The sequence below is a fragment of the Enterobacter sp. B79-1 genome, from assembly GCF_057444735.1.
This window is the reverse complement of sequence record NZ_JBYAZJ010000002.1, coordinates 35,575-50,133: the sequence shown is the minus strand read 5'-3', so window position 1 is coordinate 50,133 and position 14,559 is coordinate 35,575. Positions and strand designations below refer to the sequence as shown.

14 protein-coding genes are annotated in these 14,559 nt (G+C 60.0%); 5 read left to right on the top strand and 9 right to left on the bottom strand.

The features are described 5' to 3' along the window. Nucleotides 1-68 precede the first annotated feature (68 nt). From AC2T6E_RS08120 to AC2T6E_RS08110, 3 genes are read left to right on the top strand one after another with little or no spacing between them, the layout of a single operon-like run. Entirely contained in the window at nt 69-1,049 is a 981-nt protein-coding gene (locus tag AC2T6E_RS08120; RefSeq protein WP_337256291.1) for a Bug family tripartite tricarboxylate transporter substrate binding protein, read from the top strand. A gap of 11 nt (nt 1,050-1,060) precedes the next feature. Beyond that, nucleotides 1,061-1,492, top strand: coding sequence for a tripartite tricarboxylate transporter TctB family protein (locus AC2T6E_RS08115; protein WP_108416631.1), 432 nt, complete (start codon nt 1,061-1,063; stop codon nt 1,490-1,492). A gap of 11 nt (nt 1,493-1,503) precedes the next feature. Beyond that, on the top strand, nt 1,504-3,018 hold the full coding sequence (locus AC2T6E_RS08110) for a tripartite tricarboxylate transporter permease (protein WP_486691297.1): 1,515 nt from the start codon (nt 1,504-1,506) through the stop codon (nt 3,016-3,018). Here AC2T6E_RS08110 and menE read toward each other — a convergent pair whose 3' ends face one another. The 8 genes from menE to AC2T6E_RS08070 all read right to left on the bottom strand — a co-directional run bounded on the left by menE (nt 3,019) and on the right by AC2T6E_RS08070 (nt 10,939). After that, on the bottom strand, nt 3,019-4,380 hold the full coding sequence (gene menE / locus AC2T6E_RS08105; RefSeq protein WP_260662369.1) for an o-succinylbenzoate--CoA ligase: 1,362 nt from the start codon (nt 4,378-4,380) through the stop codon (nt 3,019-3,021). Continuing rightward, nucleotides 4,377-5,342 (bottom strand): o-succinylbenzoate synthase, encoded by a 966-nt coding sequence (gene menC, locus AC2T6E_RS08100; protein WP_431642384.1) that lies wholly within the window; start codon nt 5,340-5,342, stop codon nt 4,377-4,379. Before menC ends, menE begins: the two co-directional genes overlap by 4 nt. Beyond that, nucleotides 5,342-6,199: a 1,4-dihydroxy-2-naphthoyl-CoA synthase gene (gene menB, locus AC2T6E_RS08095; protein WP_010433380.1), complete on the bottom strand. Its 858-nt coding sequence runs from the start codon at nt 6,197-6,199 to the stop codon at nt 5,342-5,344. The genes menC and menB overlap by 1 nt, the downstream gene beginning before the upstream one ends. Further along, the gene (gene menH / locus AC2T6E_RS08090) at nt 6,196-6,972 is read right to left on the bottom strand and encodes a 2-succinyl-6-hydroxy-2,4-cyclohexadiene-1-carboxylate synthase (protein WP_212473501.1); all 777 of its coding nucleotides are present in this window, start codon (nt 6,970-6,972) and stop codon (nt 6,196-6,198) included. The genes menB and menH overlap by 4 nt, the downstream gene beginning before the upstream one ends. Next, nucleotides 6,969-8,639, bottom strand: coding sequence for a 2-succinyl-5-enolpyruvyl-6-hydroxy-3-cyclohexene-1-carboxylic-acid synthase (gene menD, locus AC2T6E_RS08085; RefSeq protein WP_262186192.1), 1,671 nt, complete (start codon nt 8,637-8,639; stop codon nt 6,969-6,971). The genes menH and menD overlap by 4 nt, the downstream gene beginning before the upstream one ends. Before the next feature lie 88 nt (nt 8,640-8,727). After that, on the bottom strand, nt 8,728-10,023 hold the full coding sequence (gene menF, locus AC2T6E_RS08080) for an isochorismate synthase MenF (protein ID WP_486691290.1): 1,296 nt from the start codon (nt 10,021-10,023) through the stop codon (nt 8,728-8,730). Between the two features lie 95 nt (nt 10,024-10,118). Beyond that, nucleotides 10,119-10,424, bottom strand: a complete 306-nt coding sequence (gene elaB, locus AC2T6E_RS08075; protein ID WP_029485146.1) for a stress response protein ElaB — start codon at nt 10,422-10,424, stop codon at nt 10,119-10,121. 53 nt (nt 10,425-10,477) lie between these two features. Beyond that, on the bottom strand, nt 10,478-10,939 hold the full coding sequence (locus tag AC2T6E_RS08070) for a GNAT family N-acetyltransferase (protein WP_010433368.1): 462 nt from the start codon (nt 10,937-10,939) through the stop codon (nt 10,478-10,480). Nucleotides 10,940-11,010: 71 nt separating this feature from the next. On the opposite strand from AC2T6E_RS08070, the gene rbn reads away from it, so the two are divergent. Continuing rightward, nucleotides 11,011-11,928, top strand: coding sequence for a ribonuclease BN (gene rbn, locus AC2T6E_RS08065; protein WP_486691286.1), 918 nt, complete (start codon nt 11,011-11,013; stop codon nt 11,926-11,928). A 64-nt stretch (nt 11,929-11,992) separates the two neighbouring features. After that, entirely contained in the window at nt 11,993-12,997 is a 1,005-nt protein-coding gene (locus AC2T6E_RS08060) for a chemotaxis protein (RefSeq protein ID WP_120157786.1), read from the top strand. 99 nt (nt 12,998-13,096) lie between these two features. Here the strand turns inward: AC2T6E_RS08060 and nuoN are convergent, their stop codons facing one another. After that, on the bottom strand, nt 13,097-14,554 hold the full coding sequence (gene nuoN / locus AC2T6E_RS08055) for an NADH-quinone oxidoreductase subunit NuoN (RefSeq protein WP_174339886.1): 1,458 nt from the start codon (nt 14,552-14,554) through the stop codon (nt 13,097-13,099). Nucleotides 14,555-14,559 lie beyond the last annotated feature (5 nt).

Sequence of the window (14,559 nt, the reverse complement as noted above, 5' to 3'; positions counted from 1 at the left end):
GTGGTTCACATAATCAGAAAAAAAGCCCCCGTACCCGTACTCCCGGTTCTCCGGCGTGAGGATAAACGATGAAAAAACAATTACTTTCGACCCTTGCTGCAAGCGTATTGATGTTGAATGCCTCTGTCGTCCAGGCGCAGGATGCTCCATCCCGCACCGAATGCATCGCCCCGGCCAAACCAGGCGGCGGCTTTGACCTGACCTGCAAGCTGATTCAGGTCAGCCTGATGGAGACAAAGACCATCGAGAAACCGATGCGCGTCACCTACATGCCCGGTGGCGTGGGCGCGGTGGCTTACAACGCCATTGTGGCGCAGCGTCCTGCCGAAGCGGGCACCGTGGTGGCCTTCTCCGGCGGCTCGCTGCTGAACCTGTCGCAGGGCAAGTTTGGCCGCTACGGCGTGGATGACGTGCGCTGGCTCGCGACCGTCGGCACGGATTACGGCATGATCGCCGTTCGCGCTGATTCCCCGTGGAAATCGCTGAAAGACCTGCTGACTGCGATGGAAAAAGACCCGAACAGCGTGGTGATTGGCGCCGGTGCGTCGATCGGCAGCCAGGACTGGATGAAAGCCGCCCTGCTGGCGCAGCAGGCAAAAGTGGACCCACACAAGATGCGCTATGTCGCCTTTGAAGGCGGCGGCGAGCCGGTCACGGCGCTGATGGGTAATCACGTGCAGGCCGTCTCCGGCGATCTCAGTGAAATGGTGCCTTACCTGAGCGGGGATAAAATCCGCGTGCTGGCGGTCTTCTCGGAAAACCGTCTGCCGGGCCAGCTGGCGAACGTCCCTACCGCCAAAGAGCAAGGCTACAACCTGGTCTGGCCGATTATTCGCGGCTTCTTCGTTGGGCCGAAAGTGACCGACGCTGAATACCAGTGGTGGGTGGATGCCTTCGCCAAACTCCAGCAAACCGATGAGTTCAAAAAGCAGCGCGATCTGCGCGGCCTGTTCGAGTTCAACCTCAACGGCAAGCAGCTGGACGAGTATGTCAAAAAACAGGTGAATGACTACCGCGAACAGGCGAAAGCCTTCGGTCTGGCGAAGTAAACGGAGGCGCTATGAGCGATCGTATTTTTGCCGGGATATGGCTGCTGCTCTGCATTGGCGGGTTGTTCGTCGCCTGGCAGATCCACAGCGAATACAGCTATGAACCGGTGGGGCCACGCCCCTTTCCGATGGGCATCGTCGGACTGATGCTGCTCTGCTCAGTGGCCCTGCTGCTGCGCCATCCGGATACCGTGGAGTGGCCGCCACGCAGGATTTTGCAACGCCTGTTGGTGATGGTGATTGTCCTGCTGATGTACGCGTGGGGCTTTGAGTGGCTCGGCTTCCCGGTTGCCACCGCTATTCTGACGATGGTGATTGGCATGCTGTTCAACGCCACGCTGCCCGCGGCGGGGCTGTCAGGTGCGGTGCTGGGCATTTTGCTCTGGTACGCCTTCGACCGCCTGCTGGACGTGACCCTACCTCTTGGCGCATGGTTTAACTAACGGAGCACGCTATGGATACCTGGATTTACCTCTCTCAGGGGTTCGCGGTAGCGATGACCCCGGAAAACCTGGTGATCGCCCTCATCGGCTGCTTCGTGGGCACGATCGTCGGCCTGCTGCCCGGTCTTGGTCCGATTAACGGCGTGGCGATACTTCTGCCGCTAGCCTTTGCCCTGCACCTGCCGGCTGAATCCGCCCTGATCTTACTGGCGACGGTGTATATCGGCTGCGAGTACGGCGGACGCATCTCCTCCATACTGCTGAACGTGCCCGGCGATGCCGCCGCCATTATGACCGCGCTCGACGGTTATCCCATGGCGCAACAGGGACGCGGCGGCGTGGCGCTCTCCATTTCTGCCGTCAGCTCGTTCTGCGGTTCGCTGATTGCCATTGGCGGCATCATTCTGTTCGCCCCTGCGCTGGCCCAGTGGTCGCTGGCGTTTGGCCCGGCGGAGTATTTTGCACTGATGGTGTTCGCTATCGCCTGCCTCGGCAGCATGATGGCGCAAAACCCGCTCAAATCGTTTTTGTCTGCGCTGATTGGCTTAGGGTTGGCCACCGTCGGTGTGGATGCCAACACCGGAGTTTATCGCTTTACCTTCGACAGCGTTCACCTGTCCGACGGCGTGCAGTTTATCGTCGTCGTGATTGGCCTGTTCTCTGTCTCAGAAATCTTACTGATGCTGGAACATACCAGCAGCGGGCAGACGCTGGTGCGCAAAACCGGCCGCATGCTCTTTAATGCCAAAGAGGGGGCGCAGTGTGTGGGTGCTACCCTGCGTTCGTCGGTGATTGGTTTCTTCGTCGGCATCCTGCCCGGCGCGGGGGCGACCATCGCCAGCGCCATCACCTACATGACCGAGAAAAAGCTGAGCGGCAACAGCGACAGCTTCGGTAAGGGCGATATACGCGGCGTGGCGGCGCCAGAGGCGGCCAATAACGCCTCGGCCTGCGGCTCGTTTATCCCGATGCTGACGCTCGGCGTGCCGGGCTCCGGCACCACGGCGGTGATGATGGGCGCGCTGACGCTCTATAACATCACCCCGGGTCCGGCGATGTTCACCGAGCAGCCGGACATCGTCTGGGGCCTGATTGCGGCACTGCTGATCGCCAACGTGATGCTGCTGGTGATGAACATCCCGCTGATCGGTCTGTTTACCCGCATGCTGACCATACCCCTGTGGTTCCTGGTGCCCGCCATTGCGGCGGTCTCTGCGGTTGGGGTGTACGCGGTGCACAGCACCACATTCGACCTTGTGCTGATGGTGCTGCTCGGCGTGCTGGGATACATCTTACGCAAGATGCACTTCCCGATGTCACCGCTGATTTTAGGCTTTGTGCTGGGTGAGATGCTGGAGCAGAACCTGCGCCGCGCCCTCTCCATCAGCAACGGCAATATGTCGATACTGTGGGAGAGCAGCGTAACGAAGATCCTGCTGGCCATGGCGATCATGGTGATTGTGGTGCCGCCGGTCCTGCGCCTGCTGCGTCGACGCCAGCGCAAGCCTCAGCCGAACGTCGGCTGATTAGCCCCTCAGCAGGGCATTGACCCACTGTTTTAACGCCTGGCGGGAGATTTTTATCCCGCCATTTTTTAGCTCTGCGGGCAGCACCAGCCAGTGTACCGGCTGTTCAAAACGCGCCAGCCTGCCCTGGATCCAGTCAGGGAATTGCGCGATATCCGTTCCCGGCTCGCACTCCACCACCGCCACCGGACGCTGTCCGAACTCGGCGTCGTCCAGCGGGACGATAAACACCTGGCTTATCTGCGGATGCGTGGCGATAACACGCTCCAGCGATTCGGGTTGGATCCCCTCTCCTCCGCTGAAAAAGAGGTTGTCCATACGGCCTAAAATTGTCAGACGTCCGTTGCGCCATTCCCCACGATCGCGGGTGGCAAACCAGCCCTGCGCGTTAGTGAGCGGAAGAAGCGCACCGTCTCGCCAGTAGCCCGCCGCCATGCTTTGCGCTTTGATCCAGATTTCCCCCTCGACCAGCTTCACTTCCCGACCCGGCAGGGCGGTTCCCACATCCGGCTCACCGTCCGCCGCTTTCGCGCAAACGGTAGAGGCGAACTCCGTCAGGCCGTAACCGCAGAAGGTACGAATGCCCTGCTCCCGCGCCTTCTCGGTCAGTTCAACGGGAATTGCCGCTCCGCCGAGCAGAACGGCTTTCAGCGCAACGTGGTGTTGAGTATGAAGCAAACGCCACAGCTGGGTTGGCACCAGCGACGCGTGCGTGCAGCCCTCCAGCGCCTGCTCCAGCGGCTGCTTCTTGCGCACGGTCAAGCGCCCGCCCGCCAGCAGCCAGCGCCACAGAATCCCCTGACCAGAAACGTGAAACAGCGGCAGCGACAACAGCCAGTCGTCGTCCCCGCCGTAGGGCATCAGCGCCAGCACGCCTTGCGCGCTCGCAAGATGCGCCGCGCAGGTGTGAACCGCCGCTTTTGGCAACCCCGTCGAGCCAGAGGTTAACGTCATGGAAGCCAGGCGATCCGGCTGCCACGCGGCCGCATATTCCCCTGCGAGTTCTGACAGGCTAAGGGCAGAGAGCCCGTCAAACGCGCCGTCCAGTACCAGCGCATGGCGCAGCGTCATCTGCGGGAGGAGGACGTCCAGCAAGGGGCGCGGAAGCTGGGGATTGACCGGCAGGATGCGCGCACCGCACTGCAGCAGCGCAAGCCACGCAAGCAGCGTTTGCGGGTGGTTATGGGCGAGCAGCATAACGCCGTCGCCCTCCTGCACGCCCTGACGATGGAACCCGGCGGCAAGGCTATCGATGCGTGCACAAAGCTGTTGCCAGGTGAGAACATCGTCGTCCAGGCGCAGCGCGGGTTTTTCCGCACGCTGCGTGCGCCAGTGCCGCCACGGCCAGTCGGTAAAACTCATAGCAGCGGCTCCAGCGCCTCAGCGTCGAGGCACGGCAGTATGCTGTCCGGCCACTGACGAATAAGCTGCGTTTGCATCAAGCTTAACGTGTCGAGGCCAGGGATGGTCTGCGGCGTGAGCCAGGCCGCAATGCGCGCCAGCTGCGTCAGCCCAAGGCTGGACTCAATGGACGAACTGATCACCGCCGTCAGCCCCAGGGCGTGCGCAGCCGAGACCTGCGCACGCACCTTGTCCAGGCTGCCGGTCAGCGTCGGCTTAATGACCACCGCACTCACGCCCGGCTCGGCGACAAATTCAAAATCGGCTTCGCGCAGGCTTTCATCCCAGGCAATCGCGATGCCCGTTTCACGGGCAAAGGCGCGGGAGTCATCCCGCGTTTTGCACGGTTCTTCCAGAAACGCGATGCGGTTGCGGTAGGCCGGGCTGACATACTTCGCGAACTGCTGCGCCTTAAGCGGCGTCCAGGCGCGGTTGGCATCCAGCCGCAGGCGCAGATCCGGAATCGCTTCCAGCAGCAGGTTGGCGACCATGCCGTCGCGCACCGCTTCGTACAGGCCAACTTTGATTTTCGCCACTTTCTCGCCGGGCATGGCGGAGAGCTGCGCGAACAGTTCGTCCGGATCGCCGGTACAGAGCGGCGCCGCGCGGTAGTTGGCTTCCTGAGGCAAGCTGCCGTCAAGCTCCGCCAGCGCACAGCTGATACCGAATGCAGTGGAAGGCAGGTCTGGCAGGGCCGGATTAGCGCCTTCCCGCCACGCGCGCGCCCAGGCCATCAGCGCCGCCTGCGCGTCATCCAGCGACTCCAGGCTAAAGCCCGGCAGCGGTGAAATCTCGCCCCAGCCTTCCCGCTCGCCCTGCCGGAGATGCACGAAGAGTCCGTCACGGGTTTTTAACCGCCGCTCGCGCAGCACCACGCCCGCGTCCATCGGTATCTGCCAGCGGTAAACCTGCGCGCGACGCATTACGGGTTCCGTTTGTATTTGCTGAAGTCCGGCTGGCGTTTTTCGTTAAACGCGTTGCGTCCTTCCTGACCCTCTTCGGTCATGTAGAACAGCATGGTGGCGTTACCCGCCAGCTCCTGCAGACCCGCCTGTCCGTCACAATCGGCGTTGAGGGCCGCCTTCAGGCAGCGCAGCGCCATTGGGCTGTTTTGCAGCATTTCGCGGCACCAGCGCACGGTCTCTTTTTCAAGATCGGCAATTGGCACCACGGTATTCACCAGGCCCATATCCAGCGCTTCCTGCGCGTTGTACTGACGGCACAGGAACCAGATTTCACGCGCTTTTTTCTGCCCAACGATGCGTGCCATGTAGGACGCACCCCAGCCGCCGTCGAAGGAGCCGACTTTCGGGCCAGTCTGGCCGAAGATAGCGTTTTCAGCGGCAATGGTCAGGTCGCACATCATGTGCAGCACGTGGCCGCCGCCGATGGAGTAACCCGCCACCATCGCGACAACCGGTTTTGGACAGGTACGGATCTGGCGCTGGAAATCGAGGACGTTCAGGTGGTGCGTTCCCGCATCATCCTGGTATCCGCCGTAGTCGCCGCGCACTTTCTGATCGCCGCCGGAGCAGAACGCTTTGTCACCTTCACCGGTCAGGACAATCACGCCGATGTTGTCGTCATAGCGCGCGTCGGCCAGCGCCTGAATCATCTCTTTCACGGTCAGCGGACGGAACGCGTTGCGTACCTGCGGACGGTTGATGGTGATTTTGGCGATGCCGTCGGTGGACTTATGGTAACGAATGTCGGTGTAGCCTTCGGAGCAGTCTTGCCATTCAACCGGGGCGTAAAGCATGTGTTCATCAGGATAGATCATAGAGTGTCCTTTGTTCGAAGACGCAGTATCTGAGCCAGACTCGCGGCGACCGCGCCGGGGTTTTCCCGGTGGGCGTTGTGCCCGGCGTGAGGAATAACGTGGCGTTCGGCGTTCAGTTCGGCGGCGATGGCCGCAAATTTCTCGTCACGTTCGCCATAGAGATAATAAAAAGGGGCGTTGTACGCGCTCAGCGCAGAACGCAGGTCGGGCTGCACGGCCAGCGACGTGGCCTCAAGCATTGCCGCCAGATTCGCGCCGTTGTTTCGGCTACGCAGGGCAATCAGTTCGCCGCGCTGCGCATCCGTAAGAGAGGCAAACACCGGCTGCTGATACCAGTCGGCAAAGACGTCAGGGAGCGGTTCAGCACGAAAACGCGTCGCCCAGCGGCGATCGGACGCCAGCCGCGCCTCTCGCGAGCCCGCATCCTGCAGCCCGGGATGACCCCCTTCAACGACAATGCCGCATAAGCCCTTTGGCTGCTGGCAAGCCTGAAACATCGCAATGCGGCCGCCGAGGGAGTACCCCACCAGCCAGTAGTTAAGTATGTTGTAACTAAGTAAGGTGCTGGCAAGCAAATCGCTGAGATCGTTAAACCCAGCGACGCTGACACTGGCTGATTCGCCGTGTCCCGGCAGGTCGAGATACAGCCGGGGATAATCGCGCAAAGACTCCCCGACAGCCTGCCACTCGCGGCAATCGCCGGAAAACCCGTGCAGAAAGACAAGCCAGGGGTAACCCGGCTTACCGTTATGCTGCACGCCAGCCAGGGTCACAGGTGGCTCACCTGCGCCAGCAGATTTTGCAGCTTCTGCGCGCCGTCAGCATCGTTCACCACCAGCTCAATAAGCGTGGTGCCCGGCTGCCGCCAGGCGCTGCTTAACGCCGTCTCCAGCTGTTCCCAGTTTTCAGGACGATGATACTTGAGGCTGAACATGGCGGCGGCATGCTCGAACTGCACGTTTTGCGGCATCAGGTAGAAGCGTTCGCGCTCGCTCTGCGGCGTCGGCAGCAGGGAGAAAATCTGCCCGCCGTTGTTGTTCACCACAATCAGGACAAAGGGCGCGGAGACCTGACGCAGCAGCGCCAGCGCGTTGAGGTCATACAGTGCAGAGAGGTCGCCAACAATCGCCAGCGTCGATTTCGCACTGGCGCGTTGCACGCCTGCCGCCGTGGAAATCAGCCCGTCGATGCCGCTGGCTCCGCGGTTGCTGTAAACCGGATAGCCTGCGGGCAGCTTAGAGAAGGCATCAATGAGGCGGACTACCAGGCTGTTGCCGACAAACAGCTGCCCCTGCTCGGGAAGATAGTGGCGAATACGGTGCGCCAGCTCGGCTTCACCAAAACCTTCGCACTGCGCGTTGGTGAGCTCCCACGCCTGGCGCGAGAGTTCCGGGATCGCCACCGCCCAGGGTTTACGCTTTTCTGCCGGATGCAGTTCCAGCCAGCTATCAATCTCGCTCACCAGACGACGACCGCGATGGTGCGCCGGGTCGAGCCGCCCCTCCAGCGGATCCACCAGCCAGTACTCTTCCGGTGTGCAGGTAGCCTGCCACTGCAACAGACGTTTCCCGGTGAGGCTGGAGCCGATCTGGACCACAATCTGCGCCTGCGCCAGTTCGGTGACCGCTTTGGCATTGCCCAGCCAGAGATCGGCGCACGGCAGCGGCTGACCGGTCTGGGAAAGCACGTCGCCAATCAACGGCCAGCCGAGAGTTTGCGCCCATTCGGCGACCAGCTTGCCTTCAGCCGCGCTCATGCGACCGGCAATCACCACGCCGCGCTTCTGTCGCCAGAAGAACCAGTCGCGCTGTTTCGCGCTTTCCAGGTGCGTCTGCTCGCGCAGCCAGGGTTTTTCGCTCTCCCACCAGTCGCCGAGCTGCTGCTGCCAGGCCAAACCGGTGTCATTCAGTTCACCGTAGAGCGGCTCGGCAAACGGGCAGTTGATATGCAGCGCGCCGCTGCGCAGCGAGCCCATCGCGTGGTCAAGGGTGGAAACCAGCCAGCTTGCCGGAATATCCTGAGTTGGACGCGGCAACGAGACCGTCTGGGAAGGATGAGATGCGAAAATACCCGGCTGGCGGATCGCCTGATTGGCACCGCAGTCAATAAGTTCAGGAGGACGGTCGGCCGTCAGCAGGATCAGTTTTTCACCGGTTAACCCGGCTTCAATCAGAGCCGGATAGAGGTTCGCTACCGCGGTTCCGGAGGTGACAATCACCGCGACGGGGGCGTTGCTGGCTTTCGCCAGCCCTAACGCCAGATGACCCAGACCGCGCTCGTCAAAATGGGTGTGGTGAATAAAGGCCCGGTTTTCAGCCGCCGCCAGCGTCAGCGGCGTGGAGCGGGAGCCCGGTGCAATACACACGTGCCTGACGCCGTGGCGGGTCAGGGCTTCGAGGATCACCGTCGCCCAGCGTCGGTTAAAAGAACTTACTGACATGAGTTTGTCCGGTATCAAGAATGCGACACAGTATAAATAATAGAAAAATTTGGAATTTTGATATGAATCGGGAATGCGCGAATCAGTATTAATCCCTAAGGAGCAGAGAACGCAGCCCGGCGGCTTTGTTTTCTATCTCCTGCCACTCCTGTTCCGGGTCAGACCCGCTGACGATCCCCGCCCCGGCGTAGAGCCGCAGCGCCGCGCCGTGGACGCGTGCAGAGCGCAGCGCCACGCAGAATTCACTTTGCTCAGGCGATAGATACCCGGCCGATCCGGCATACCACTCGCGGTCAAAAGGTTCCACATTCTGGATAAACGCACGCGCCGCCTGGCGCGGTAGCCCGGCCACCGCCGCCGTCGGCTGCAGAACGTGCAGGCACTGTTCATCGTCAGCGTGTTTGAGCTCGGTCCAGATGCAGCGCCGCAGATGCTGTACCTTCCGCAACCGCACGACCTGCGCGGGCAGCACCTCCAGCGTTTGGGTGTGATGCTGCAAGCGCTCGCAGATGTCCTCTACAACCAGCATATTCTCACGCTGATTTTTATCGTCTTTCATCAGCCAGTCGCCCAGACGCCGGGCCTGAGCGTCATCCGCGTGGCTGGCGACGGTGCCTGCCAGCGCTTCGGTGCGCAGCAACGTGCCACGCCGACGCCACAGACGCTCGGGCGTAGAGCCCAGAAACGCATTGCTGGCATCGAAAACCATGCAGAAGTGGTAGCAGTTCAGGTTGAGCGCGCGGCTGGCTGCCATCAGGGCAACGGCATTTACCTGCTGATGGCATTGCAGATCGGTGGCGCGGGCGAGGACCACTTTTTCAAACTCACCGTGCGCGATAGTCTCCGTTGCCTGCCGTATAAGGCGCAGCCATTCCGGTTTTTGCGGCTGGTGCGTTTCGCGCTCCACCTGAACGGACAGCGGGCGGATCGGTTTGGCCTCCTGAAGACTGCCTAAAAAACGCTGTGCCACCTGTGCATCGTCCTGAAGGGAACATTCACTCCACAGCTGCAGGCGCAGGGTGGCAACGCCGCCTGAACGTCGCCAGAGCAGGCGCGGTAAAAACAGGCTGCCCTTTTCCGGGGTAAAGGCGTTCAGGCCGCAGATGCGGGTATCGCTGGCTGCATGCTGCCTCTGCAAAAACTGCGAGGCCAACGCGAGAGAAGAAAAATGGATAACGGCACCCAGCGCGGCCAGCTCTTCATCGCCGCTACGCTGCTGCCAGTAAAATTGGGGATAGCATTGCTGAGCACCCAGCCAGGCCAGGGGATCGAATGCGTCGTTTAACGGGAAAGAGACGTCGAAATGACGTAAACCGGGTGTTGCGGGTAACGCTTGCGCCAGCCGTGTGCGCAGTTGCTCCAGCGCGAGGAATATCGAATGCACGCGAACCTCTCCCTGTTAAAACCTCGTATTATACGGGGTACCATAAGAAATATCAGTACCCACGTATAGGGAGTGGTTAACCGTTTAAAACGCTGTTAACGACGGGCTAAGAGCAGCCCCAGTACCAGCCCGACGGCAGCACCGGCGCCAATGCCTTGCCACGGTTTTTCATGCACGTAATCATCAGCACGATATACCGCTTTTTTCGCGCGGTAGTAGTAATTATCAGACGCATGGCTGACGCGGTTTTTCACTTCATGCAGTGCCTTTTCGGCACGCGCTTTAAGCTCGATATATTTCTGATCGGCAGGGTCGCCGGACGAACGTAACACCTCTTCCAGCGTCTCGCTCAGCAAGGCCAGGTCGTCGTCGATACGGGTATCCCAGGATTGAAATGACATATTTTTCTCCATGTTGTTACACCAGTCCGCTAACTATAGCCAACGACTCGCCATTACGCCTGCTTCGTTTCCCTCGCCATCCCGATATGCGGAATGCCATCTTCGTCATACACATCCGTCACTGGCGCAAAGCCAAAGTGCCCGTAAAAGGATTGAAGATGCGCCTGCGCGCCGAGGTATAACGCCTTGTCTGGCCACTGTTTTTCGCACGATGCCAGGGTTTTCTCCATCAGCTGATAGCCCAGTTTTTCACCGCGCGCTTTATCGCTGATGATGACGCGGCCAATCACCACCGGCTCGAAATCGTCGTCGCTTTTCAGAATCCTCGCATACGCCACCAGTTCGTTTTCGCGCCAGCCGAGGATATGACGGTTCTCGCCGACGAGGTCATCGCCATCGATGTCCTGATACGGGCAGGTTTGCTCAACAACAAAGACTTCGCAACGCAGCTTCAACAGGGCATACAGAGAATGAACGGTGAGTTCGCTATGGTGTAAATCTTGCCACTGGATCATGTCTGTCTCCTTACTGGGGTTCATCACGTTATACTAAACCCCTCCCCGTTCGGCAAAGGGCTGATTGCGTTATGGAACTGATTTTTTTGGGTACGTCCGCTGGCGTGCCAACCCGCTCACGAAACGTGACGGCGATACTGCTGGATCTTAAGCACCCCACCCGCGGCGGGCTGTGGCTGTTTGACTGCGGTGAAGGTACGCAGCACCAGCTGCTGCATACCGCTTATCATCCGGGCAAGCTGGATAAAATTTTTATTACCCATCTGCATGGTGACCACCTTTTCGGCCTGCCCGGCCTGCTCTGCAGCCGCTCGATGGCCGGTAATGCCAACCCGCTGACGATTTACGGGCCGGCGGGTATCCGGGAATTTGTTGAAACGACGCTGCGCCTGAGCGGCTCGTGGACGGATTATCCCCTCGACGTGGTGGAGATCGCCGAAGGTCTGGTCTTCTACGATGGCGCGTATACCGTCACCGCTCAGCCGCTTAATCACCCGGTTGAGTGTTACGGCTATCGCATTGAAGAGCACGACAAACCCGGCGCGCTCGACGCCGCGGCCCTCATCGCTGACGGTATAAAGCCCGGCCCGCTGTTCCAGCGTCTTAAGCAGGGAGAGACTGTCACGCTGGAAGACGGGCGCGTGGTGAACGGTCAGGACTACCTCGCGGCGCCGCAGCCGGGGAAAAAGCTGGCGATCTTTGGCGATACCGCGCCGTGCCCTTCCGCCCATCTGCTTGCCCAGGGCGTAGATGTGATGGTGCATGAAGCGACGCTTGAAACGGCGATGGAAGAGAAAGCCAACAGCCGGGGCCATAGCTCGACGCGTCAGGCGGCGCAGCTTGCCCGTGACGCGGGTGTCGGGAGATTGATCGTCACTCACGTTAGCTCGCGCTACGACGCGCGGGGATGTGCAAGCCTGCTGGCAGAGTGCCGTCACCTGTTCCCGGCGTGTGAGCTGGCGGAAGATTTCACTCAGGTCAGCGTTTAGTCCTTCATTTTTCCCTCAGGATGCCGATAACGATTAAAAGGTCAGCATTTCTCTTGAGGGTAGAATGGATAATTTCCAGAAAGATATTGATGACAGGGCGAATCTGACCCTGTCGAACCGTTTTGAACTGTTGCTGTTCCGTCTTGGCACCTCTCTGAACGAAAATAAGTCCGAGCTGTTTGGCATTAACGTGTTCAAGCTGCGCGAAATTGTGCCGATGCCGGCGTTCACCAAACCCGCGGGCATGAAGTCTCCGCTGATGGGGATGGTGAACATTCGCGACCAGGTGATCCCGGTGATTGACCTGGCCGCCGTGGCCGGATGCAAGCCGACGACCGGACTGAACATTCTGCTGATCACCGAATACGCCCGCAGCGTGCAGGCGTTTGCCGTGGAGTCCGTTGAGAACATCATGCGTCTCGACTGGAAACAGGTTCATGCGGCCGAAACCGCCGTCAGCGGGCGCTATATCACCAGCATCGCCTGTCTGGACGAGAAGACCGATACCAACGATCTGGCGATGGTGCTGGATGTTGAGCAGATCCTGTACGACATCACCCCGGCTAACCACGATCTGCACGCGACCAATCTGAAAACCACCAAATTCAATATCAAGCCGGGCTCGGTCGCGATTGTTGCGGAAGATTCCAAAGTGGCGCGCTCGATGCTGGAGAAAGGCCTGCAGGCGATGGAAATCCCCGCGCAGCTGCACATTACCGGTAAAGACGCGTGGGAGAAAATTGGCGTGCTGGCGGCACAGGCGCAGGCTGAAGGGGTTCCCATCACCGATAAAATTGCACTGGTGCTGACCGACCTCGAAATGCCGGAGATGGACGGCTTTACGCTGACGCGCAAAATCAAAACCGATCCGTTCCTGAAGGATATTCCGGTGGTGATCCACTCGTCTCTGTCCGGCAACGCCAACGAAGACCATATTCGCAAGGTGAAGGCCGACGGCTACGTGGCGAAGTTTGAGCTGAACGAGCTGTCGTCGGTGATTGAAGAAGTGCTGGACCGCTCGATGAAGAAGATTGACGGGCCGCTTATAAGCAGGAAGCAGTTAGCTTAGTCGGGTGGCGCTTCGCTTACCCGACCTACAGAACCCGTAGGCCCTGCAAGCGTAGCGCCGCTGGGCAATAAAAAACCCGCCGAGGCGGGTTTTTTGTTTTTACATTAATGGCATCGCTCGCTGCACGATATCAATCAGCGGCTGCGGATAGATACCGAAGATCAGCACCAGCAGCGCAGAGATAAGCACCACGATACCCCCGGCGCTGTACTGCCAGTTGGACGGTGCATCGCGGTTAAGCTGCTGAGGCGCGCTCAGGTACAGGCTCACGGCCACGCGCAGGTAGTAGTAGAGACCAATCGCGGAGCCGATAACGACACCCGCCGTCAGCCACCACAGACCCGCATGAACACCGACTGCCAGCACGTAGAACTTACCGATAAAGCCCAGCGTCATCGGGATACCCGCCAGCGAGAGCATCATTACGGTCATCACAGCAGACAGAATCGGACGGTGCCAGAATAGACCACGGTAGGAGAACAGTGAATCCGCATCCGGGCCACGGTACGGGCTGGACATCAGGCTCACCACGCCGAACGCGCCGAGGCTGCTGAACAGGTAACCTGCCAGATACACGCCCACGGCTTCCATCGACATCTCGCCGCTCTGCAGCGCAATCAGCGCCACCAGCAGGTAACCCAGGTGTGAGATAGACGAGTAGCCCAGCAGACGCTTGATGTTGGTCTGGCTCAGCGCCATCAGGTTACCGAAGATGATAGAGACGAACGCGATAATGCCCAGCACCACGCGAACCGCTTCGCTGTCACCTACCGGTGCGTACAGGAACAGACGCATCACCACACCGAAGATAGCGATTTTGCTCGCTGTCGCCAGGAAGGTCGACACCGGAGCCGGTGCGCCCTGGTATACATCTGGCGTCCACAGGTGGAACGGCACCAGAGAGAGCTTGAAGCCGAGGCCAACAATCATCATGCCCAGACCCGCCAGCAGCAGCGGCTCGTGCAGCATGCCGTCGCCGAGGCTCTTGCCGATGGCCAGGAAGGAGAGATTACCCGTCTGTGCGTACAGCAGCGCGATACCGAACAGCAGGAACGACGAGGCAGCAGCGGACAAGATGGTGTACTTGATCGCCGCTTCCAGAGAGCGTTTCTGGCGGAAGGCGTAACCAATCAGGCCGAACAGCGGGAGTGAGATCAGCTCAATACCGAGGAACAGTGCGGCCAGGTGGTTCGCGTTCGCCAGCAGAATGCCGCCCAGTGCGGCAATCAGTACCAGCAGGTAAAACTCTTCTTTGTTGTCGTTGTAGCCTTCAAGCCACGGGTACGCAAAGGTGCAGGTTGCCAGGCTCGCCAGCAGAACCAGACCGGTGTACAGCATGGCGTAACCGTCAACGCGCATCAGCGGCGTGACGTCCATCGCGCCCGCCTGGCCAACAAACCAGAGGGAGACTAACGCAGCGTTCAGACCCAAAACGGACAGGGTCGCATTCAGGAAGTGATTGCGTCGCCACGCAATGGAGAGCATCACAACCACCACCGTCAATCCGACGATCAGCAGCGGTAGCAGCGCGATCAGTTGTTGTGGAGTTATTGTCATGGCGA